Here is a 20,284-nt window from a genome sequence, read left to right on the forward strand (position 1 = left end):
CACGCCCTCCAGGCTCCGCACCCAGGGTATCCCGCTGGTTCCGTACGCGATTTGCATGGTATTCCTCCTTTAATAAGCAGTTGCATGGCTCCGTCTGCTGGCCAGGCTGGATGGCGTGGCCGAACAGAGTGAGATCGGGTCAGCCGATGCTGAACCAATAGACGCCGGCGTAAGAGAAGACGCACAGGAAGACCAGGAAGATGGCGCAGTAGACGATGGCCTTCCGAATGATGATGCCGTCGGAGCCCACGCAGCCGGTGGCCGCAGCGGCCATGGCGATGGACTGGGGCGAGATGACCTTGCCTACTGTAGCACCGGCGGCGTTGGCGGCCACCAGCCACTCCTGGCTCAGCCCCAGTGTGGAGGCGGTCTGTGCCTGCAGGGCGCTGAACAGGGTGCAGGAGGAGGTGACGCTGCCGGTGATAAAGGTACCGATGCCGCCGATGATGGGGGCGAACAGGGGATACAGAGAGCCGGTGAGGGCCACCATGCCGGTGGCGATATCGGCCACCATGCCGGCATAGCCCATGACCTTGGCGATGGCGATAATGGAGACGATGGTGATGATGGACTTAAACATCTGCTTCAGGGAGGCGCCCAACACGCCTGCCATATCGGAAATCGAGGCGCCCTGGATGAGGCCGCCGATGACGCCGGACAGGAAAATCAGCACGCCGGGGGTGTTGATCCAGGAGAAAGTATACATGGCCGTCCGCTCACCGGCGGCGTTAATGTAGATGGGCACGGCGCTCTTGATGGCGGACAGGGGGGCGTTGATGGCGGGGAACAGCTTGGAGGTGAGCAGCATGGAGACGAACATGAGGAGGAAGGGGCTCCACGCCTTGACCATATCGGCGGTGGAGAGCTGCTTCATTTTTTCACGGGCGGCGTCGGCACCGTCCATGTAGTATTCCTTATCCGTGATCTTGTTGACGGTTTTAGCCATGGCGAAGGTGGCCACCAGAGAGCCGATGGCGCCCACCAGGGTGCTCAGCTCGGGGCCGACAAAGGCGCCGATAAGATAGGCCGGAACGGCAAAGGCCAGGCCGGAAACCAGGGTGGTGGCCCACACGCCCTTGAGCTTGCCCGCCAAGCGCACCATAAAGATGGGGCAGACCACGATCAGCACGAAGAGCTGCAGAACAGCAAAGCCGCTGACGGTGGTGGCGTTGAGATTGGTCAGGCTGGCGCCGGTGATGACGGGGATGCCGATGGCGCCCAGCTCCGCTACGGGGACGTTGGATAGCAGACAGATGATGCAGGACTGGATGGGATTAAAGCCCAGGCCCACCAGGATGGCGGCGGGGATGGCCACAGAGGTGCCAAAGCCGGAGGCGCCCTCCAAGAAACCGCCAAAGCCCCAGGCGATGATGAGGACCTGGATACGGCGGTCGGCGGAGATGGCGGTCAGGGTAGTCTTGATGGTATCCATGCCGCCGGTTTTGACCGACAGGTTATAGACGAAAATAGCGGCGATGACGATGATGCCGATGGGCCAGACGGCCATGGCCACGCCCTCCAGGGCGGCGGTCAGAGCGCTGACCACGGGCATATGCCAGTGGAACAGGGCCAGCACGATGGTGATGGCCAAACCGATGGGACAGCAGATGTGGCCCGGCAGCTTCAAAACGACAAAGCCGATGATCAGCCAGGCGATGGTAATCAGTGCGATCAAATAATCAAAGCTCATGTTCCATCCTTCTTTCCAATGATTGTGGCAGGCCCGCACTGTGTTCAGCGCCACCCTTCACAGATACAGCCGGGGGATGTGGGGCGGGATAGCGGGGTGGCGGACAGATGGCTCCCCAAGCCCCCTGGACCCCGCTGTCCTTTGTCTAAAACGATCATACCTCCTTGCCTTTTCCTCAACGCGAGTATATACTATGAACATAAATAATGAAAGCCAATTTTCCTAATGTAAAAATAAGCGTAACTTATGAAATGGGGGACCGGATTGGAACGGTATTTTGCCCTGCTGAAAATTTTGGAGATCGGCAGCTTTACCAAGGCGGCCGAAGCCATGGGGTATTCCCAGTCGGCGGTGAGCCAGATGGTGCAGTCGCTGGAGTCAGAGCTGTCGCTGAAGCTGCTCTACCGCTCCCGCAACGGCATCAAGCTGACCCCGGAGGGAGAGGCCCTCCTTCCATACATCCAGAGGACGGTCAACCACTACAACGCCATGCTGGAAAAGACCCGGGAGCTGAAGGGCCTGAACGGCGGCCTGATCCGGATCGGCACCCTGTCCAGCGTCTCCAGCCAGTGGCTGCCCGGGCTCATCAAGGACTTTCAGACCCTGTACCCCAAGGTCCACTTTCTGCTGCACCAGGGGGACTACACCACCATCCCGGCCTGGGTCCGGGCGGGGGAGATCGACTTCGGCTTCGTCAACCCGGACGCGGAGAGTGTCCGCGGCCTGCACACCATTTTTGTCACCAGCGGAGGGCACAAGGCCATTCTCCACCCCGACCACCCTCTGGCCGCCCAGCCGTGGGTCACCCTGGAGCAGTTGGCCAAGGAGACCTTCCTGCTGCTGGAGGGGGGGTGCCTCAGTGAGCCTCTGGAGGCCTTCCGCACCCTGGGACTGGAGCCACGGGTGGAGCTGCGGATGCACGATAACTTTTCCATCTGCTCTATGGTGGAGGCCAATGTGGGAGTCAGCATCCTGCCCGAGCTGGCCCTCAGAAAGATGAACTTCCGCATCGTGCAGCTCCCCACCGTGCCGCCCGTCATCCGCCGGGTGTCGCTGGTGATGAAGGACCCCGATATCCTGCCCATCGCCAGCCGGTACTTCATCGAGTTCTTCCTCAAGCGGGCGGACACCCTGCCGTAGGCCGGTGGGAGATGCGGCTTGTGCCCGGCGGTATTCCGTGGTACAATAACGCACAGACCCCATGGCAGAAAGGAGTGGGTGACACTTGACCATCAACGAGTCGGTCGAGGACTATCTGGAGGCCATTCTGGTGCTGAAGGAGAAGAACGGCATGGTCCGGTCCATCGACGTGGTACACCACATGAACTACAGCAAGCCCAGCATCAGCCGGGCCATGAGCCGCCTGCGGGAAAACGGCTACATCACCATGGACCCGGAGGGCTGGCTGGGGCTGACCGACGCCGGGCGGGAGATTGCCGAGCGCATCTACGAGCGCCACCGCCTGCTCACCGAGTGGCTGACCGCTCTGGGCGTGGACCCCGAGGTGGCCCGGGAGGACGCCTGCCGCATGGAGCACGACATCAGCGCCGAGACCTTCGACTGCATCCGGGCCCATATTCTCCGGAACGGCCAGAAGCGGAACTGAAAAAAGGCCGGGCGGGAGAAAAAAGATTTGACAGCCGAGGGCAGATGTGGTATCTTATCCATACCGGTTAGCAAAAGCTAACCAGGAAAAGGGCGGGCGCCTTTTTCTTTTGCATCAGAGTTAGCAGAAACTAACCAAGGGAGGGTGAGCATGGGATCTGCGCGCTTTGAGGAGACGGTGGTCTATCACTGCTCCCCGGCGCTGGTGGGACTGAAGTCCGCCTGCCTCATTTCTCTGGCGGCGGAGCAGTATCCGGGGCTGGCGTCCATGGTGGAGGGCTACCGCGCCGCTCTGGAGGGGCGGGGCATCCGGTTCGAGCTGCTGTGCCGCTGCGACCGCCGGTTCCTGCTGTTGGTCTACCGACCCGCCCTGCTGGAGCGGCATCTGGCCCGGCCGGAGGTGGACCGCCTGCTGGTCCAGGCGGGCTACCCGGCGGAGGGGCCCCTGTCCGGGCGGCTGGCGTACCTGCGGCGGCGGCTGACGGCGGCGGGCGGCTTTCCCCATGAGATCGGCCTGTTTCTGGGCTACCCCGCCGAGGATGTGCGGGCGTTTCAGGCACGGGGCGGCGCGGGGTGCAAGCTGTGCGGGTACTGGAAGGTCTACCACGACGTGGAGGAGGCCCGGCGGCAGTTTCGGCGCTTCGACCGCTGCCGGGACAGTCTCCTGGCCCGGCTGAGAGCCGGCATGACGCTTTCACAACTGTTCGGCGTCTCCGGGACGCTGGCGGCGTGAGATCAGAGCAACCCTTACATTCTATCAACAGGAGGTTTCCATTATGAGTAAGCTGGTAGTTATTTATTGGACTGGAACGGGCAATACCGGCGCCATGGCCCAGGCCGTGGCGGACGGGGCCAAGAGCGCCGGGGCGGAGGCGGAGCTGCTGACCGTCTCTGAGATCAGCGCCGACGCGGCGGCGGCCTATGACAAGCTGGCCCTGGGCTGCCCCGCCATGGGGGCCGAGGTGCTGGAGGAGGGGGAGTTCGAGCCCTTCTTCGCCGCTCTGGAGGGCAAGCTGTCCGGGAAGAAGGTGGCCCTGTTCGGCTCTTACGGCTGGGGCGACGGACAGTGGATGCGGGAGTGGCAGGAGCGGACCGAGAAGGCCGGCGCCGTCCTCTGCGGCGAGGGGCTGATCGTCAACGAGGCCCCCGACGAGGCGGGGCTGGAGTCCTGCCGGGCGCTGGGCGCACGCCTGGCCTCCGCCTGAGCGGGCCCGAGGCCGGGGAGGAACGGGCACATGGGAATTTCGCAGGCCGCGATCCGCTATCTGCTGACCATCTATGAGCTCAGCGACGATGGCACCGCGGTGCGCTCGGTGGATATTTCCCGCCGCCTGGAGGTGACGCCGGCCAGCGTGGTCCACATGCTGGGCGTGCTGTCTGCCGAGGGGCTGGCAGAGAAGCGATACTACGGCAAGGTCCGGCTGACGGAGCGGGGCATCCGGGAGGCCAACCGCCTCTATACCGCCTGCGCCCTGCTGAAGGCCTATTTTACCGAATACCTGGAGGTGGACAGCGAGACGGCCCGGGCCGACGCCGTCAACTGCCTGTGCTGCCTGTCGGAGCGCAGTCTGGCCCAAATCGAGGGGAAGGTCCTGGAGGAGCGGGGCTGCACCGCCTGAATACCCACAGCGAGCGCCCGCCGGAGCGAGACCGGCGGGCGCTCGTTCTATGCGCCTGGCGTTGGACGCATTTTGTTTATGAATTAAAAATTTGAATAGTGTCTACGGAAGGAACCGCCAAGCGGTTTATTCGTGCGGCCACTGCGTATTTCTGCTGGAGCGCCGTATTGTTCCGGCGGAAGGTGCAAGGTTTTCTGGCTCATTTACCAAGAAACCCTGCACCGGAACAAAGCCAATGGGCCTTGAAAGCCTTGGGGTTTAAGACTTTTGGCTTTATTCAGTACGCATTACTTTGGTGGATGGCTTAAGCAATCCATTGGCTTTCATGCTCAGTTCCGGCAACGACCATGATTCCGTTCATGCCGTTTCTTTGCTCAGCCAGTTCAACATTGAGAGAAACAATATCCTTGGAGATAAGGCGTGCGGAGCAAAGGCGATCCGAGAGTTCCACGCCTACTACAGCAGAGCCGAAAATATAAATGCATTCAATTGAGACTTTCGACTTGCGAAGGTAGAAGAAGCTGTCTATAATAATCTATAATAATAAAAAAAGGAGGAGGGCCGAATATGGGAGATAAAAGAGAGGAACTGCTGCGGCAGCTATGGACGGCCCAGGACGAAGCGTATGATCTGATGTGCGAGTATGATTCTCTGCCCCACCACTATGGAGAGAACATCCTCTATCAGGCGGAGGGGCATATCATCGACCTCATTGCCGCCTATCCCGGCATCACCATTACCGACCTGGGCAACATTTTGAAAAAGACCCCCAGCGCCTGTTCCCAGATCGTGCGCAAGCTGAAGGAGAAGGGCTGGGTGGAGCAGACCCGGAACCGGGACAACAATCGACAGTTCAACCTGAAGCTCACGGAGAGCGGGCAAAAGGTTTATGAGGACCACCTGGAGTTCAACCGCTACTGCCAGGCCGAGACCTTCGGGCTGCTTGCGGGATTTTCCAGCGAGGAGCTGGAGCATCACGTGATGGTCCAGCGGAAGATCAACGAGGCCTATCAGGGCGACGTGCGCCGCAGCCGGGAGCGGTTTTTAAAGTCGGAGGCCAGCCGGAACGAGTGATTCGATCAAAGGGAGCAGGGCCGGACAGCAGAAGCTGTCCGGCCCTGTTTTTCTGTAAATGGATGATGTGCAAATCCGACAAAAAGAAAAAACCTATTTTGTGCGATGCGCATGAATTGTAGAAAAAGCACAAAAAACTCCTTGACGTATCCCAATAAAGTGTTATGATGAATATACTTCATAATTAAGTATATTAAAGATTGAGGTGATTAATTGGACGATGGAAAGGCTAGCCTTTCCATCGTGTTCCGCATGCGGAACACGATACTCCTTCCAAACCGTCGGGAAGTAGAAGCGGGCCCGCTTTTATGAATAAGAGTAAAAATCGGGAAACCTTTGAGGAGGAAACAAAATGCAAGCTGAGAAAAAGAAACTAGGGCTGTTCAATATTTTCAGCCTGGGTGTGGGCGGCGCCATCGGATCGGGCATTTTCGTGATGATGGGCTTCGGCATCGCCTATACCGGCCGCTCCATCGTTTTGGCGGTCTCCGTGGGCTGTCTGTACATGCTGCTGGCTTACCTGTTCCACCCCATCATGAGCTCCATGTTCGTCCTCCCCGGCGGCGATTATGATATGAAGGCCATGCTGATGGGGCCCACCATGACGGGCTTTTCCGCCCTGGCCACCATTGTCAACGGCCTTGGAATGGCTTCCTACGGCCTGGCCTTTGCCAGTTATTTTGTCTCAGTCTTCACAGGTTTGGCGGAATATCAGCTTTGGATCGCGGCCCTGCTGATAGTGATTTTCTTTGCCATATCCATTAAGGGCACTAAGGCAATGGCTACCATTACCACGATTATCACCGCCTCACTGCTGATTTCCATTGTCGTATTCTTGGCCGCGGGCCTTCCCCAAGTGCAGCCCGGGTATTTCTCTAACGCTGACGGCCAGTTTTTTTCCGGCGGCTTTGGCGGCCTGATCGGCGCCATCGCCATGATGTCCTTTGCCTGCCAGGGCACCACCATGGCCCCTGTCTCGGTCATGCCTGCCACCAAAAAGCCCCGCAAGACGATTCCCATCGGAATTCTGCTCATCTGCCTGACCGTCGCCGTGGTGTATGCGCTGATGTCCATTGTTGCCGCCGGCGTGCTCCCAGTGGAGCAGGTCGCGGGGGAAAACTTGTCCCTGGTGGCCTATACCATCTTTAGCCCCACGATGTTTAACATCTTTATTCTGGGCGCCGCCTGCTGCGCCATCATGTCCTCCCTGGCCTCCGGCATGACCATGCTGCGCTACCCCCTGCTGGCCGTGGCCGAGGATGGCTGGCTGCCCAAGATCTTCGCGAAGACCACGAGTAGCGGCTACCCCTACATGATGATGGGCTTTTTCCTGGTGTTCTCTATTGTGCCGCTGTTCACCGGCCTGTCCGTGGACGCGCTGATCTCCCTGCTCATGATCATCTCCATGGTGATGAACGCCTATATGAATATCTCCATGATCAAGCTGGTCAAGCGGTATCCCGAGCAGTGGAAAAAGGCTACCCTGCATATGCCTACCCCCATCTTTAACTGCCTGTGCATCATCGGCACGGTGTGTGCGCTGGCTGTGTCCTACTACCTGTTTAAGGATCTGAGCGTGGGCTCCATGGTCTTCTGTGTGGTGCTGCTGGTGGTCATGATGGGCCTGGCGCAGTTGCGGCTCAGAACCGGCGCCGTGAAGAAGGAAGATCTGCTAGCCAAACGCGAGCGGATCGCAGCCGCCGCCCTGGCCGCCACCGCGGCCGAGGAGGCCGAGGAGTTGCGGGAGGCCAAGGCCGCCAAGGCTGTCTGAGTCTCTTCGTTTTCCCTCGGATAAGGGAAGTCGGTTCCTTTGGACCGGCTTCCCTTATCCGTGGAAATATAGTATAGTAAATAAAGGATGTAAAATCAGAAAGGACCGATTACAATTACAATGAAGTACGATTTCACCTCTATCATGGACCGCCATGGCAAGGACGCCATCGCCGTCGACGTGGTCCCCCAGCCGGACGCCGCGGGCAACTTCGTTATGAAGCCCTTGGCGGACGTACAGATCAAGGATGGCCTGGACACCATCCCTATGTGGGTGGCCGACATGAACTTCCCTACCTGCCCTACCATCCCCCAGGCCATCATCGAGCGGGCCCAGCATCCGGCCTTCGGCTATTTCCAGCCCACCGAGGAGTACTTCGACTCCATTATCCAGTGGCACGAGACCCGCAACGGGGTCACCGGCCTGAAGCGGGAGCACATCGGCTATGAAAACGGCGTTCTGGGCGGCGTGATCAGCGCCCTGAACGTGTTCTGCTCCAAGGGTGACAACGTGCTGCTGCACACCCCCACCTACATCGGCTTCACCAGTGCCCTCACCAACAACGGCTATAACATGGTCCTCTCTCCCCTGGTCAAGGACGCCGAGGGCGTCTGGCGCATGGACTTTGAGGACATGGAGAAGCGCATCGTGGAGAACAAGATCCACGCCACCGTCTTCTGTTCCCCCCACAACCCCTGTGGCCGCGTGTGGGAGAAGTGGGAAGTGGAGAAGGCCATGGAGCTGTTCAAGAAGCACGACGTGTTCGTGGTCTCCGACGAGATCTGGTCCGATATTATCCTCACCGGCCACAAGCACGTGCCCACCCAGTCCGTCAGCGAGGACGCCCGGATGCGCACCGCTGCCATCTACGCTCCCTCCAAGACCTTCAATCTGGCTGGCCTGGTTGGCTCCTACCATATCGTCTACAACCAGTGGATCCGGGAGCGGATGGACAAGGAGTCCTCTCTGCCCCACTACAACGACATGAACGTCTTGTCCCTCCACGCACTCATCGGGGCCTACAAGCCCGAGGGCTACGAGTGGTGCGACGAGCTGTGCGAGACCGTCACCGGCAACATCGACTACGCCTGTGACTACATCGCCAAGCACTTCGAGGGCGTGGAGGTCTCCAAGCCCCAGGGCACTTACATGCTGTTCCTGGACTGCTCCAAGTGGTGTGAGGTTCACGGCAAGACCATCGACGACGTGGAGAAGGCCGGCCTGGAGTGCGGCGTCATCTGGCAGGACGGCCGGATGTTCCACGGCCCCTGCCATATCCGTCTGAACCTGGCTCTGCCCCTCTCCCGTGTGAAGGAGGCCTTCGAGCGACTGGACAAGTACGTCTTCAACGCCTGAGTTCCCAGCTTCAAACCGCCTGTCCCCAACAAGGCTCTTTCTTACCGGGGATTGGGCCTATCCGCCTGAATCACGAAAGGAGTTTTTGCCATGCCCAAGCTCACTGTGGGTACCCAGATGCCCGACTTCACCTTCGACACCCCCTTTGAAAGCGGCCGCACCCTGGCCGAGACCGCCGGGAAGACGGCAGGGAAGACCGCCCTGGTGTTCCTGCGCTACTATGGCTGCACCCTGTGCCAGTACGACATCTATCAGTTTACCGCCCAGTATGACAAAATCGCCGCCACCGGCGGGCAGATGCTGGTGGTGCTTCAGTCCGACCCCGCCAAGCTGGCAGGCCAGATGAAGCCCGGCGACCTGCCCTTCGACATCGTCTGCGACCTGGAGCAGAAGCTGTACAAGGAATTTGAGATCGCCCCCGCCGAGTCCAAGGCCAAGATGGCCGATCTGAAGACCATGGGAAAGATCGCCAAAGCCACCGCCGGCGGCTTCAAGCACGGCGATTACGAGGGGGACGAGCTCCAGCTCCCCGCTTGTTTCGTCATGGGGCCGGATCGGGTCCTGAGCTACGCCCACTACGGCGTCTCCGCCGGGGACGTGCCCACGCCGCAGGAACTGGTGGAATTGCTGAAATAAACTGGCGCGTTTGGAAAGGGCGGCCTTCGGGCCGCCCTTTTTCTGCGGTTTTATGCCCTAAATGCTCCTCCGTGTGAGGCAGTGCTCTTTGGCAACTACTGATTTTACATGGAGGATTTTATTATGTACAAACAATATTTAATGTTTACTAACATGAGATAGGCGAGCAGGCGCAAAAGGGCGCGCTGAATCTTGCGGAGATTCAGCGCCAGCACGGACATGGCAATCACATGGGCAGCGGTTTCCCGCAGCTTTGCGGTGACCAGCCCCAGGCCGCATTTGCGTTTCGCCAGGCTGAACCTGCGCTCCACTTCTACTCGTTCGCATTCGTCCCGGTAGTCCTGAGCCTTGTCTCTGGTCTCCCCCTTCTTGGGCTGTCCCAAAGCCGGGATATCCAGTTTTGCGCCAAACTCCGCTGGCCTGCCTGCCTTTCCCCGCACAATGGGACGGACAAAGGGCTGGCTCACACTGACGATTCGGTCAGCCGCACAGTGGGTGTGGTGATCATGAGGGTTTTTACATAAGCTGTCAATTTTTGCCTCTAAAATAACATAATCTGTCGAGACAAGCAGCGGCATGAGTGAGCGTTTCAAGAAGCTCAAAAGCAAACAGCTCCGGGCTTTTTGAAAAAGTTCTTAATTTTTTGTCCTTTTCTTGGCATAATGGGATGAGCTGGACCGCATTCTGCTGGAAAACGCGGACCGGTGCTGCCGGCTGTGCCACAGTACCGGCCCCAACCTGATCCGGAATGGCGAGGATTGGTTCTGCTCCGCCTGCGCGGCCCGCATCAAGGCCCTTTGAGCCCTTCTTTTCGTTGACTTTCTCCGCCGCCGCGGTTAGACTGGAGGCAGGACCGGGACAAGGGGGGAGAGGCCATGCAGTTATCCCGGCTGTTCGAGCTGGTTTACCTACTGCTGGACCGCAAGGGCATGACGGCGGACGAGCTGGCCGAGCACTTCGAAGTCTCGCGCCGCACCATCTACCGGGACGTGGACACCCTGGCCCAGGCGGGTATCCCCATCTACGCCGAGCGGGGCAAGGGAGGCGGCATCCGGCTCACCGAGCAGTTCGTCCTCAACAAGTCGGTGCTCTCCGCCGAGGAGCGCCGCAGCCTTCTGGCCGCCCTGCGGGGCATGGAGGCCGTGGGGCCCGGCGGCGCGGGGCCGGTGCTGGACAAGCTCTCCGCCCTCTTCGGCGGGGAGGAGGAGGACTGGCTCCAGGTGGACTTCTCCGCCTGGAGCCCCGACAGCCCGCTGACCGACCGCTTCCGGCGGCTCAGGGAGGCCATTTTCCGCCGGGAGGTCCTCACCTTCCGCTACAGCGGCGCGGCGGGCGGCACCGAGGTCCGTACCGCGGAGCCCATGAAGCTGGTCTTTCGGGGCAATGACTGGTACTTGCTGGCCTGGTGCCGCCGGCGGGAGGATTTCCGCTATTTCAAGCTCACCCGCATGGACGGTGTGGAGGCCCCCGGGGAGCGGTTCCGGCGCCGGGCCCTGCCGCCCCCGGCCACAGAGGACCGGGCGGACGGCTACGGCGGCAGCGCCGTGGACCTGGAGGCCCGCATCGCTCCGACCATGGCCTTCCGGGTGCGGGACGAGTTTCCCCCGGAGCGGCGGGAGGAGCTGCCGGACGGCGGCTTTCGGGTACGGCTGCGGCTGCCGGACAACGAGTGGATGTACGAATACCTGATGACCTACGGCGGGGCCCTGCGGGTCCTGTCTCCGGAGCGGGTCCGGCAGGAGCTGGCCCGCCGGCACTGGGCGGCCTGGGAAACCAACAAGGAGGAAGATGGATGATGGAACTCAAACCAATTGCCAGCTTTCAGGTGGACCACACCAAGCTCACCGAGGGGATGTATATCTCCCGGGTGGACGGGGACGTGGTGACCTATGATATCCGCATGGTGCGGCCCAACTGCGGGACCTATCTGGGCTATGGCGCGATCCACAGCTTTGAACACCTGTTCGCCACCTATGTACGCAGCGGCCCCCTGTCCGGGCAGGTCATCTACGCCGGCCCCATGGGCTGCCGGACCGGATTCTACTTTCTGGTGCGGGACATGGCTCCAGAGACGGCCATCCGCCTGGTGCGGGAGACCATGGCCTTTATCGCGGACTACCAGGGCCCCATCCCCGGGGCCACCGAGGCGGAGTGCGGCAACTACCGGGAGCAGGACCTGGAGGGAGCCCGGGCCGCCGCCCGGAAGATGCTCCCCATCCTGAAGGACTGGACGGTGGAAAAGCTGGCCTATTAAAAGAAATATGACATACAGATGTCCACTGCCGTCCTGTAAACTGTCCATCAAAGAGGAGGGACTTAAAATGGAGACCTGGAGTCAATTGGACCCGTCGGCCGCGCCCGACCTAGAGACCTGTGAGGCCTATGTGGATAATCCCTTTTGGGGAGAACTGCGGACCTATCTGGAGCGCGCCTATGATACCGCACCTGTATGGGAGTACAGCCGGTGTGTGCCCACGGGATGGAATATAAAATACCGCAAGGGCGGGCGGGGTTTGTGTACCCTGTATCCCATGCGGGGGTATTTTACTGCCCTGGTGGTGATCGGACGGCGGGAGCGGCCTGGGGCGGACCTGCTGCTGCCCATGCTGAGCGAGGGCACCCGGCGGCTTTGGCAGGACACCAGGGAGGGAATGGGCCAAAAGTGGCTGATGATCGACGTGGCAGACCGGGAGAGTCTGGAGGATGTAAAGCGCCTGATCGCCCTCCGGCGAGCCCCGGTGAGATATTGGAACAAAATATGACATACAGGTGTCCACTTTTACCCTGTAAGATGGTGTCATCAACCACAGGAGGGACAGACGGTATGGATATGAGCTATCAGATCGTGGAGCTGGAGGAAAAGACGGTGGTGGGCCTAACCGCCCGGATGCGCAACGACGACCCGGAGTGCGGCGCGGCCATCGGGGCGCTGTGGCGGCGGCTGTTTGAGGAGGGCATTTTCTTTGCCGTCCCGCACCCCGCCGACGACCACTCCATCGGGCTCTACGACGCCTACGAGACCGATATGACCGGCCCCTACGACGTGACCATCGGACGGGCGGTGACCGAGGCAGCGGAACGCCCGGCGGGCACGGCGGTCAAGACCATCCCCGCAGGACGGTACGCTGAGTTTGTGGTCCGGGGGGACGTCCAGAGGGCCGCGGGGGAGTTCTGGACGGAGGTCTGGAAGCTGCCGCTGGACCGGGCCTACACGGCGGATTTTGAGGAGTATTGGCCGGAGGCGGAGGGCGAGGAGCAGGAGATCCACGTCTTTCTGGCACTGAAGCAGGAGGGAGAACATGGCGGACAAGCGGGATTATAAAAAGGAGTACCGGGATCTCTACCAGCCGGGAAAGCGGCCCAGCCTGGTGGACGTGCCGCCCATCCCCATGTTTCTGGTGGATGGGGCGGGGGACCCCAGCGGGGCGGCGTACCAGGCGGCTATGAGCGCCCTCTACACCGTCACCTTCACCCTGAAAATGAGCAGGCTGGGCCCCTGGCAGCCGGAGGGATATTTCGACTACGTGCTGCCCCCGCTGGAGGGCTTTTGGTGGACGGAGGAGGGGGGGCACGATCTCCTCTCCGTGCCCAGATCCACCTGGCGGTGGACCTCGGCCCTGCGGGCCCCGGAATACGTCACGCCCCAGGTGCTTCACTGGGCGCTGGAGGAGTGCGCACGAAAAAAGCCCGGTGTGGACCTGTCCGGAGTACGGCTGGAGACGGTGACGGAGGGGCTGTGCGTCCAGTGCCTGCACGTGGGGCCCTATGACGCAGAGACCGCCGCCATGGAGCGGATGATGGCCTTTGCCGGGGAGCAGGGCCTGCGGCCCTCGGACGACCCGGCCCGCAGGCACCACGAGATCTACCTGGGGGACCCCAGAAGGGTCCCGCCGGAGAAGTGGCGGACCATACTGCGCCTGCCGGTAGAGAGGGGGTAACGCCATGCTGGAGCTGCCGGAGGCCCTGGTCCTTGCGGGGCAGATCAACGAAAGGGCCCGGGGCAGGCGGGTGGTCCGGGCGGAGGCGGGCGGCACACCCCACCGCTTCGCCTTCTTCCAGGGGGAGCCGGCCTGGTATCCCCGGCTTCTGGAGGGCCGCAGGCTGGAGGAGGCCCAGGCCTATGGCGGGCGGGTGGAGCTGAGGCTGGAGGACAGCCGTCTGGACCTCAGCGACGGGGTGAACCTGCGATGGCTGGCGCCGGGGGCCAGGCGCCCGGACCGGCGCCAGCTCCTGCTGGAGCTGGACGATGGCGCCGCCCTGGTGGCCAGCGTCCAGATGTATGGGGCCCTGCTGGCCTTCCCGGCAGGGGCCATCGACGATAACTTCTATTACCGGGTGGCTCGGGAGAAGCCCTCTCCGTTGTCGGGGGACTTTGACGAGAGCTACTTTGGCGGGCTGTGGGCACAGGCCAGGCCCGGTCTGTCCGCCAAGGCGTTTTTGGCCGCCGAGCAGCGTATCCCCGGCCTGGGGAACGGCTGCCTCCAGGATGTTTTGTTCCGGGCGGGTGTCCACCCCAAGCGCAGACTGGAGACCCTGAGGGAGACCGAGCGGACCAGGCTGTTCCACTCAGTGAAGAACACCCTCCGGGAAATGGCGGACCAGGGGGGAAGGGACACCGAAAAGGACCTGATGGGCCAGAGCGGTGGCTATCAGACCTACCTGTCCGCCAAGACCTGGAGGGGGGCTTGCCCCTTCTGCGGAAGAGCGATTATCCGCCAGGCCTATCTGGGGGGCAACGTCTACTTCTGTATCCGCTGCCAGCCGCTCGAGGGGTAAGGATGGTCAAAGAGGCCCACCGCAATGCGGCGGGCCTCAGCGTGTCGAAAAAGCCTCGGCTAAAAGCAAAGACAGCTTTTGCAGCACGTTCATCTCATCCTTTCCAGGTCATAATGTCATTATACCGCCCGTTCCTGAAACCAGTCTGAAAGACTGAGCGGGCAAATCGGAATAGTCTGTGCTTCTGTGGCCAGACGAATCCTATCTCCCGGCAAATAATCCAAAAGGAAACGGAAGGTGTTCCGCTTCAGACGGTTTCCGCTACATGATAGAAGACGAAAGGAGAATGACAGATGCTGTTGGTATGGTATCCCAAATGCTCCACCTGCCAGAAGGCGAAGGCCTGGCTGGACGGGCGGGGCGTCGGCTGTGGCACCCGTGACATCAAGCTGGAGCATCCCGGCGAGGACGAGCTGCGGAAGTGGCACGCGAAAAGCGGCCTGCCCCTCAAGCGGTTTTTCAACACCAGCGGACTGAAATACAAGGAGCTCTCCCTGAAGGACCGGCTCCCCGACCTGACGGAGGATGAGCAGTATGCCCTGCTGGCCGCCGACGGGATGCTGGTCAAGCGGCCCATCCTGGTGGGGGAGGACTTTGTGCTGGTGGGCTTCCGGGAGAAAGAGTGGGCACAGCAGCTGGGCTTCAGCGACTAGGATGCACGCCAGGAGTGCGCCGACGGCCTGGAGGCGGAGGTGGCCGCCGGGTCCGATGAGGCGTACTTCCCGTTGGGCCGCTGCTGCGCCGGGCCGGTCCTGGACCGGGTGCGGGCCAATCTGCGCATGTGGGCTATGAGCCCGCCGTCACCGTGACCATGACCCCGCCAAAAGACGACGGGGGCTGTTAGGATTTCAGCCAGAACGACTTCGACCGCCCGGACGCCAAGATGATGCCCTGCGTCTCCAACGGACCGGAGTTGAGCAAAAAGCCCCGCAGGCCGTATGGCCTGCGGGGCTGCTGCGTTCAGGGCAGATGCTCCTCCAGCCAGGCCAGCACGTCGGCGTACACCTCGTCCCGGTTGATCTCATTGAGCATCTCATGCCGTCCGCCGGGGTAGAGCTTCATGCGCAGATCCCTGGTCCCGGCCTTTTGGAAAAAGCCGTACACCTTTTGGACACCCCTGCCGTTGGAGCCCACCGGGTCCCGGTCTCCTGAGAAGAGATAGACCGGAGTGGAGGGGTCCATCTTCCGCAGGTTTTCCGGGCGGGCAATGTATTGCAGGGCCTCCATCATGTCGTGAAACATGCCCACCGTGGGGACGAAGCGGCACATGGGGTCGGCGGCATAGGCGTCCACCACCGCAGTGTCCCGGCTGATCCAGTCCACCGTGGTGCGGTTGGGCCGGAAGTGGAGGTTGTAGCCCCCCAGGGAGAGGGCGGTGAGGAGCCTGCTGACGTACCGGGGGCCCTTGTGCCGGGCGTAGAAGGTGGACAGCAGCCGGCCCACCTCCACCAGGAGCGCCGGTTCCTGTCCGGTGCCGGAAAGGAGGCAGCCGTCCACGGTGCCGGGAAAGTCGATGAGGTAGAGCCGGACGGCAAAGGAGCCCATGGAGTGACCCAACAGGAAATAGGGCAGGCCGGGAAAACGCTCTCCGGCCGCCGTGCGGAGGGAGCGGATGTCGTTGCGGATGTGCCGCCAGCCGTCCTGGTCGGCGAAATAGCCGTATTCCTCCCGGCCCGAGGCGGTCTTGCCGTGTCCCAGGTGGTCGTGCCCCACCACGGCGAAGCCGTGGTCCGTCAGAAACCGAGCAAAGGAGGAATAGCGCCCGATGTATTCCGAGATGCCGTGGACCAGTTGGACCACTCCGCGGGGCGAGCCGCTTTCGGGAAGCCACTCCATGGCGTGGACCCGGTGGACCCCGTCGCTGGAGGGAAAGGTAAATTCTCGGCAAGAGGCCATAGCATTGCAGCTCCTTTTGTGATAAAATAACCATATTGCAGTTGGCTTGCCCGGCTTCCGGCGGCGGCGCGAGGATCACGCAAGACGCTGCATGCACGGCAAATGAAGGTATGTTCCCAGTTTATCTTTCCCGCCGAAGGCCGTCAATAGACATTTGCGGCACGTTGGGAAAAAACGGTGACTCCACAGAAAGGAACGGAACGTATGACAGTTGTGGAACGTTTTTTGAAGTATGTGAGCTTTGACACCCAGTCGGACGAGGACTCCATGACCGTGCCCAGCAGCGCCAAGCAGAAGGTGCTGGGGGCGGAATTGGCCGCCGAGCTGTCCCAGATGGGCCTCCACGGGGCCAGGATGGACGAGTACGGCTATGTTTATGGATGGCTTCCCGCCACCGCCGGGTGCGAGGGAGTGCCCTGCCTGGGCCTGATCGCCCACATGGATACCTCGCCCGACGCGCCGGGCGCCCACGTGCAGGCCCGCATTGTCCGCTATGAGGGGGGTGTGCTGGTTCAGAACGCCGAGCAGGGCATCTCCATGAGCCCCGAGGAGTACGAGAGCCTGCGCAGCTATGCGGGGCAGGATCTGATCGTCACCGACGGCACCACCCTGCTGGGGGCGGACGACAAGGCCGGGGTGGCCGAGATTTTCACCGCCCTGGAGTACCTGACCGCCCACCCGGAGCTGCCCCATGGCCGCATCGCCGTATGCATCACCCCTGATGAGGAGGTGGGCCGGGGGTCCGACCACTTCGACGTGGAGGGCTTTGGGGCCGCCGCGGCCTACACCGTGGACGGCGGTGAGCTGGGCGAGCTGGAGTACGAGAACTTCAACGCCGCCTCCGCCACGGTTACGGTCCACGGTCTCAACATCCACCCCGGCTCGGCCAAGAACAAGATGAAGAACGCCGCCCTGATGGCCGTGGAGCTGGTGAACATGCTGCCGCCGGCGGAGACTCCCGCCCACACCGAGGGGTACGAGGGCTTCTATCACCTCAACCACATGGAGGGCAACGAGACCCAGGCCCGGCTCTCCTTCATCATCCGGGACCACGACCGGGCTGGCTTTGAGCGGCGGAAGGAGCGCATGGGGCTTATCTGCTCCTACCTCAACGGCAAGTATGGCCCCCACACCTTCCAGTTGGAGCTGAAGGACTCTTATTATAATATGCGGCAGGCCGTGGAGCCCCATATGTACCTGATCCACCGGGCCCGGGCCGCCTTTGAGAAGGCGGGAGTGGCGGCCCGGGAGGTGCCCATCCGGGGCGGCACCGACGGAGCCCGTCTGAGCTACATGGGCCTGCCCTGTCCCAACCTGTCCACCGGCGGGGTCAACTTCCACGGGGTCCACGAGTACATCCCGGTTCGGTCCCTGGAAAAGATGGTGGAGGTGCTGGTCAACCTGGTGACCCAGTCGTAGCGAAGGAACACGCAGGCGCAGGGGGCGCTCCGAAAGGAGCGCCCCCTGCCGTTTTCCGCCGGAAGGAGCGCCTGAATTCCAAAACGGTATGAGGCCATGCAAAAATCGTATCTCAAAGCGCCGTATTTTATGCTATGCTATAAGAGCAGAGAAAACAGCAGGAGGAGATGGCCATGAGCTTTACGCTGCCCGCCTATCGTGCCCCGGATTTTACCGCGCTGGGGCTGGAGGACGCCCCTGAGGTCCGGCTGGTCCCCGTGGAGCGGGACGGCGTGGCCCCGGCGGGGTACCACGCCACCACCCTGTTTCCCGAGTATTTCCGCCTGAACGGCCGCTGGGTGCTGGCCGAGGAGAGCCGCATGGACTGCGTGGCCGTGTGCCGGGCGGGTGCGGTGTCCATCGTGGAGTTTCGCGGCCTGAAGCGGGGCGACATGGTGGCGGTGGGCCGTACCGAGGACGGCGGGGAGGGCATCTACGTCCACACCGCTGGCTTTGAAGAGAAGGGTGACGGGGACGGCGAGTCCTTCTCCTTCCGGCAGGGCCGGTCCCGGGAGACCGCCTATTCCATGGACTACGACTCCATCTACGAGCTTCTGCGGCACGAGCGGGACCATGGGAATATCGTCTGGGTGCTGGGCCCGGCCTGCTCCTTCGACGCCGACGCCCGCTCCGCCTTTGCCGCCCTGGTGCGGGAGGGCTTTGTGGACGGGCTTCTGGCGGGCAACGCCCTGGCCACCCACGATCTGGAGGCGGGCTATCTGGGCACTGCCCTGGGGCAGGACATCTACACCCAGCGCAGCGTGCCCAACGGTCACTACCACCACATCGACACCATCAACGCCGTCCGGTCCCTGGGATCCATCCCTGCCTTCGTGGAGTCCGGCGCGGTGAAGGATGGTATCCTCTGTGAGTGCGTCCGGCGCCGGGTCCCCTTTGTGCTGGTGGGCTCGGTACGGGACGACGGGCCTCTGCCCGAGGTCTACGGCAACGTCTACGAGGGACAGGACGCCATGCGCGCCCTGGTGCGGAAGGCCACCACCATCATCTGCATGGCTTCCACCCTCCACACCGTGGCCACCGGCAACATGACCCCCTGCTACCGGGTGGTGGACGGAGCGGTGCGCCCCCTATACTTCTATTCGGTGGATATCTCCGAGTTCGCCGTCAATAAGCTCAGGGACCGGGGCAGTCTCAGCGTGCGGACCATCGTCACCAACGTGCAGGACTTTATCGTCAACGTCCGCAAAGGGGTCTGCGGACCGGCGTGACACACAGGCAGGGCGCGGAGCGGTGAAGCTCCGCGCCCTGCTCGTTTGCTATTTTTTGCGAAATCGCCGTTTCAGCCGATTCCAGAAGGTGTCCGGCTCGTAGCCCTTGGAGGCCCGGAAAGCCCGCTCGGCCTCCTCGGCCTGCTTGAGGGCGGCCTTCTCGTCCCGGCCAAGTCCACCGCCGGCAGACTCTGATAGACTGGCAGTGTTTCGGCTCCCGGGGCCGAAGGTACGGGAACTGCTCCACCAATTGCTTGCCATAACGCACCGTCCTATCTCCAGAATTTTTTCTCGAGCCGGTACTACAAGGTGTCTGGCTCGTAGCCCCTGGAGGCCCGGAAAGCCCCCTCGGCCCGCTTGAGGGCGGCCTTCTCGTCCCGGCCCAGGGGCACAGCTTCCGCCTCTTTTGCCGCCAACGTAACATTGAGGTCCAAGCGACTGCCAGACATGAGAATCCCTCCTTCTGCCATACAAACGATCCAGCGGCGGAAAAGCTTACAGGACCATCTGAAAAAAGCGCAGGATCAGCCGGGCCCCATAGACCAGGATGACCAGGCCGCAGACCACGTTGATGCCCCGGAGGACCTTGTCGCTGAACCGGGCGGAGAAGCAGGAGATAAGGATGGTCACGCCGAAGAACCACAGGAAGGAGGCGGAGGAGGAGCCCAGAATGAGCTGGGCGCTCACCCCGCCGGAATTGCCCGCCCGGAAGCCGCCGAAGAGCATGGTGCCGTCGATGAGGGCCTGGGGATTGCACCAGGTGACCACACAGGCTCTGGCCGCCACCTTGGGCAGGGTCAGGGCGGCCTCTCCTCCGGCGTGGAGGACGGGCTTTTCCCGCAGCAGCCCCACGCCAATCCACATCACCACGGCTCCGCCGGCCAGCAGCACGATGCGCTGGAGCCAGGCGAAGTGCTCCATCAGGGCCCCCACGCCGAAGAAACAGGCCAGAGCCAGCGTGACGTCAAAAAAGACGACGATCAGGGCGGTCAGCAGGGCCCGCCGCCGGGGCTGGGTCAGGGCGGCGTTGATGACAAACAGATTCTGCATTCCAATGGGGGCCACGTAGGCCAGACCGATGGTCAGGCCCTGCAAAAAGGGGGGCATGGCGATTCCTCCTGAAAAAGACTTTCCTTTTGAATTGCTACCTGGTATGATAATAGCACTACTGGGG

The 20,284-nt window shown here is 61.9% G+C and carries 23 protein-coding genes and 1 pseudogene; 18 read left to right on the plus strand and 6 right to left on the minus strand.

Annotated elements, in window-relative coordinates:
* Window positions 1–139: 139 nt before the first annotated feature.
* Window positions 140–1,690: an L-lactate permease gene (locus B3H64_RS05230; RefSeq protein ID WP_286733542.1), complete on the minus strand. Its 1,551-nt coding sequence runs from the start codon at window positions 1,688–1,690 to the stop codon at window positions 140–142.
* A 264-nt stretch (window positions 1,691–1,954) separates the two neighbouring features.
* On the opposite strand from B3H64_RS05230, the gene B3H64_RS05235 reads away from it, so the two are divergent.
* The 9 genes from B3H64_RS05235 to B3H64_RS05275 all read left to right on the plus strand — a co-directional run bounded on the left by B3H64_RS05235 (window position 1,955) and on the right by B3H64_RS05275 (window position 9,751).
* Window positions 1,955–2,830: a LysR substrate-binding domain-containing protein gene (locus B3H64_RS05235; RefSeq protein ID WP_286733543.1), complete on the plus strand. Its 876-nt coding sequence runs from the start codon at window positions 1,955–1,957 to the stop codon at window positions 2,828–2,830.
* A gap of 85 nt (window positions 2,831–2,915) precedes the next feature.
* Window positions 2,916–3,296 (plus strand): metal-dependent transcriptional regulator, encoded by a 381-nt coding sequence (locus B3H64_RS05240; RefSeq protein WP_050617741.1) that lies wholly within the window; start codon window positions 2,916–2,918, stop codon window positions 3,294–3,296.
* A 150-nt stretch (window positions 3,297–3,446) separates the two neighbouring features.
* Window positions 3,447–4,028, plus strand: coding sequence for a DUF3793 family protein (locus B3H64_RS05245; RefSeq protein WP_050617742.1), 582 nt, complete (start codon window positions 3,447–3,449; stop codon window positions 4,026–4,028).
* Between the two features lie 43 nt (window positions 4,029–4,071).
* A complete protein-coding gene (locus tag B3H64_RS05250; RefSeq protein ID WP_256304873.1) occupies window positions 4,072–4,500 on the plus strand; it encodes a flavodoxin in 429 nt (142 codons plus the stop codon).
* Between the two features lie 30 nt (window positions 4,501–4,530).
* Complete coding sequence (locus B3H64_RS05255; RefSeq protein WP_050617744.1) at window positions 4,531–4,914, plus strand: metal-dependent transcriptional regulator; 384 nt, start codon at window positions 4,531–4,533, stop codon at window positions 4,912–4,914.
* Window positions 4,915–5,481: 567 nt separating this feature from the next.
* On the plus strand, window positions 5,482–5,988 hold the full coding sequence (locus B3H64_RS05260) for a MarR family winged helix-turn-helix transcriptional regulator (protein WP_050617745.1): 507 nt from the start codon (window positions 5,482–5,484) through the stop codon (window positions 5,986–5,988).
* Window positions 5,989–6,340: 352 nt separating this feature from the next.
* Complete coding sequence (locus B3H64_RS05265; RefSeq protein ID WP_256303698.1) at window positions 6,341–7,759, plus strand: APC family permease; 1,419 nt, start codon at window positions 6,341–6,343, stop codon at window positions 7,757–7,759.
* A gap of 120 nt (window positions 7,760–7,879) precedes the next feature.
* Window positions 7,880–9,115, plus strand: a complete 1,236-nt coding sequence (locus B3H64_RS05270; protein WP_050617747.1) for a MalY/PatB family protein — start codon at window positions 7,880–7,882, stop codon at window positions 9,113–9,115.
* Between the two features lie 90 nt (window positions 9,116–9,205).
* Window positions 9,206–9,751 carry a redoxin domain-containing protein gene (locus B3H64_RS05275; protein WP_286733555.1) on the plus strand — a complete coding sequence of 182 codons (546 nt, stop codon included), beginning with the start codon at window positions 9,206–9,208 and terminating at the stop codon, window positions 9,749–9,751.
* Window positions 9,752–9,855: 104 nt separating this feature from the next.
* On the opposite strand, the pseudogene B3H64_RS05280 reads toward B3H64_RS05275, so the two are convergent.
* Window positions 9,856–10,233: pseudogene (locus tag B3H64_RS05280) on the minus strand (transposase); the annotation flags it as partial.
* 393 nt (window positions 10,234–10,626) lie between these two features.
* Between B3H64_RS05280 and B3H64_RS05285 the strand changes: the two are divergent.
* The 7 genes from B3H64_RS05285 (at window position 10,627) to B3H64_RS05315 (ending at window position 15,180) form a co-directional block, all read left to right on the plus strand.
* A complete protein-coding gene (locus B3H64_RS05285; protein ID WP_050617750.1) occupies window positions 10,627–11,547 on the plus strand; it encodes a helix-turn-helix transcriptional regulator in 921 nt (306 codons plus the stop codon).
* On the plus strand, window positions 11,547–12,005 hold the full coding sequence (locus tag B3H64_RS05290; RefSeq protein ID WP_050619545.1) for an S-ribosylhomocysteine lyase: 459 nt from the start codon (window positions 11,547–11,549) through the stop codon (window positions 12,003–12,005). The genes B3H64_RS05285 and B3H64_RS05290 overlap by 1 nt, the downstream gene beginning before the upstream one ends.
* A 67-nt stretch (window positions 12,006–12,072) precedes the next feature.
* Window positions 12,073–12,513 carry a DUF3788 domain-containing protein gene (locus B3H64_RS05295; protein ID WP_050617751.1) on the plus strand — a complete coding sequence of 147 codons (441 nt, stop codon included), beginning with the start codon at window positions 12,073–12,075 and terminating at the stop codon, window positions 12,511–12,513.
* Between the two features lie 62 nt (window positions 12,514–12,575).
* The gene (locus tag B3H64_RS05300) at window positions 12,576–13,073 is read left to right on the plus strand and encodes a GyrI-like domain-containing protein (RefSeq protein WP_050617752.1); all 498 of its coding nucleotides are present in this window, start codon (window positions 12,576–12,578) and stop codon (window positions 13,071–13,073) included.
* Window positions 13,051–13,689, plus strand: coding sequence for a GyrI-like domain-containing protein (locus B3H64_RS05305; protein WP_286733560.1), 639 nt, complete (start codon window positions 13,051–13,053; stop codon window positions 13,687–13,689). Before B3H64_RS05300 ends, B3H64_RS05305 begins: the two co-directional genes overlap by 23 nt.
* A 4-nt stretch (window positions 13,690–13,693) precedes the next feature.
* Window positions 13,694–14,527, plus strand: coding sequence for an endonuclease VIII (locus tag B3H64_RS05310; protein ID WP_286733561.1), 834 nt, complete (start codon window positions 13,694–13,696; stop codon window positions 14,525–14,527).
* Between the two features lie 293 nt (window positions 14,528–14,820).
* Complete coding sequence (locus tag B3H64_RS05315) at window positions 14,821–15,180, plus strand: arsenate reductase family protein (protein WP_050617755.1); 360 nt, start codon at window positions 14,821–14,823, stop codon at window positions 15,178–15,180.
* 307 nt (window positions 15,181–15,487) lie between these two features.
* Here the strand turns inward: B3H64_RS05315 and B3H64_RS05320 are convergent, their stop codons facing one another.
* Complete coding sequence (locus B3H64_RS05320; protein ID WP_050617756.1) at window positions 15,488–16,423, minus strand: alpha/beta hydrolase; 936 nt, start codon at window positions 16,421–16,423, stop codon at window positions 15,488–15,490.
* Window positions 16,424–16,627: 204 nt separating this feature from the next.
* Between B3H64_RS05320 and pepT the strand changes: the two genes are divergently transcribed.
* Both pepT and B3H64_RS05330 read left to right on the plus strand, forming a co-directional pair.
* Window positions 16,628–17,842: a peptidase T gene (gene pepT, locus B3H64_RS05325; protein ID WP_286733564.1), complete on the plus strand. Its 1,215-nt coding sequence runs from the start codon at window positions 16,628–16,630 to the stop codon at window positions 17,840–17,842.
* Between the two features lie 173 nt (window positions 17,843–18,015).
* Window positions 18,016–19,110 carry a hypothetical protein gene (locus tag B3H64_RS05330; protein WP_286733566.1) on the plus strand — a complete coding sequence of 365 codons (1,095 nt, stop codon included), beginning with the start codon at window positions 18,016–18,018 and terminating at the stop codon, window positions 19,108–19,110.
* 48 nt (window positions 19,111–19,158) lie between these two features.
* Here B3H64_RS05330 and B3H64_RS05335 read toward each other — a convergent pair whose 3' ends face one another.
* The 3 genes from B3H64_RS05335 to B3H64_RS05345 are packed head-to-tail and all read right to left on the minus strand — an operon-like array spanning window position 19,159 to window position 20,217.
* Window positions 19,159–19,371 (minus strand): hypothetical protein, encoded by a 213-nt coding sequence (locus tag B3H64_RS05335; RefSeq protein ID WP_286733569.1) that lies wholly within the window; start codon window positions 19,369–19,371, stop codon window positions 19,159–19,161.
* A 41-nt stretch (window positions 19,372–19,412) separates the two neighbouring features.
* On the minus strand, window positions 19,413–19,559 hold the full coding sequence (locus B3H64_RS05340; RefSeq protein ID WP_154666643.1) for a hypothetical protein: 147 nt from the start codon (window positions 19,557–19,559) through the stop codon (window positions 19,413–19,415).
* A gap of 46 nt (window positions 19,560–19,605) precedes the next feature.
* Entirely contained in the window at window positions 19,606–20,217 is a 612-nt protein-coding gene (locus B3H64_RS05345) for a LysE/ArgO family amino acid transporter (protein ID WP_050617760.1), read from the minus strand.
* Between the last annotated feature and the right edge of the window lie 67 nt (window positions 20,218–20,284).

The sequence above is a fragment of the Intestinimonas sp. UBA1698 genome, from assembly GCF_002320075.1.
Classification (GTDB): domain Bacteria; phylum Bacillota; class Clostridia; order Oscillospirales; family Oscillospiraceae; genus Intestinimonas; species Intestinimonas massiliensis.

What these genes read in the sequence shown, in the direction of transcription:
- B3H64_RS05230 (WP_286733542.1), bottom strand. Translation starts at nt 1,690, where the DNA reads ATGAGCTTTGATTATTTGATCGCACTGATTACCATCGCCTGGCTGATC.
- B3H64_RS05245 (WP_050617742.1), top strand. Translation starts at nt 3,447, where the DNA reads ATGGGATCTGCGCGCTTTGAGGAGACGGTGGTCTATCACTGCTCCCCG.
- B3H64_RS05250 (WP_256304873.1), top strand. Translation starts at nt 4,072, where the DNA reads ATGAGTAAGCTGGTAGTTATTTATTGGACTGGAACGGGCAATACCGGC.
- B3H64_RS05255 (WP_050617744.1), top strand. Translation starts at nt 4,531, where the DNA reads ATGGGAATTTCGCAGGCCGCGATCCGCTATCTGCTGACCATCTATGAG.
- B3H64_RS05260 (WP_050617745.1), top strand. Translation starts at nt 5,482, where the DNA reads ATGGGAGATAAAAGAGAGGAACTGCTGCGGCAGCTATGGACGGCCCAG.
- B3H64_RS05265 (WP_256303698.1), top strand. Translation starts at nt 6,341, where the DNA reads ATGCAAGCTGAGAAAAAGAAACTAGGGCTGTTCAATATTTTCAGCCTG.
- B3H64_RS05270 (WP_050617747.1), top strand. Translation starts at nt 7,880, where the DNA reads ATGAAGTACGATTTCACCTCTATCATGGACCGCCATGGCAAGGACGCC.
- B3H64_RS05275 (WP_286733555.1), top strand. Translation starts at nt 9,206, where the DNA reads ATGCCCAAGCTCACTGTGGGTACCCAGATGCCCGACTTCACCTTCGAC.
- B3H64_RS05285 (WP_050617750.1), top strand. Translation starts at nt 10,627, where the DNA reads ATGCAGTTATCCCGGCTGTTCGAGCTGGTTTACCTACTGCTGGACCGC.
- B3H64_RS05290 (WP_050619545.1), top strand. Translation starts at nt 11,547, where the DNA reads ATGGAACTCAAACCAATTGCCAGCTTTCAGGTGGACCACACCAAGCTC.
- B3H64_RS05295 (WP_050617751.1), top strand. Translation starts at nt 12,073, where the DNA reads ATGGAGACCTGGAGTCAATTGGACCCGTCGGCCGCGCCCGACCTAGAG.
- B3H64_RS05300 (WP_050617752.1), top strand. Translation starts at nt 12,576, where the DNA reads ATGGATATGAGCTATCAGATCGTGGAGCTGGAGGAAAAGACGGTGGTG.
- B3H64_RS05305 (WP_286733560.1), top strand. Translation starts at nt 13,051, where the DNA reads ATGGCGGACAAGCGGGATTATAAAAAGGAGTACCGGGATCTCTACCAG.
- B3H64_RS05310 (WP_286733561.1), top strand. Translation starts at nt 13,694, where the DNA reads ATGCTGGAGCTGCCGGAGGCCCTGGTCCTTGCGGGGCAGATCAACGAA.
- B3H64_RS05315 (WP_050617755.1), top strand. Translation starts at nt 14,821, where the DNA reads ATGCTGTTGGTATGGTATCCCAAATGCTCCACCTGCCAGAAGGCGAAG.
- B3H64_RS05320 (WP_050617756.1), bottom strand. Translation starts at nt 16,423, where the DNA reads ATGGCCTCTTGCCGAGAATTTACCTTTCCCTCCAGCGACGGGGTCCAC.
- pepT (WP_286733564.1), top strand. Translation starts at nt 16,628, where the DNA reads ATGACAGTTGTGGAACGTTTTTTGAAGTATGTGAGCTTTGACACCCAG.
- B3H64_RS05330 (WP_286733566.1), top strand. Translation starts at nt 18,016, where the DNA reads ATGAGCTTTACGCTGCCCGCCTATCGTGCCCCGGATTTTACCGCGCTG.
- B3H64_RS05335 (WP_286733569.1), bottom strand. Translation starts at nt 19,371, where the DNA reads ATGGCAAGCAATTGGTGGAGCAGTTCCCGTACCTTCGGCCCCGGGAGC.
- B3H64_RS05340 (WP_154666643.1), bottom strand. Translation starts at nt 19,559, where the DNA reads ATGTCTGGCAGTCGCTTGGACCTCAATGTTACGTTGGCGGCAAAAGAG.
- B3H64_RS05345 (WP_050617760.1), bottom strand. Translation starts at nt 20,217, where the DNA reads ATGCCCCCCTTTTTGCAGGGCCTGACCATCGGTCTGGCCTACGTGGCC.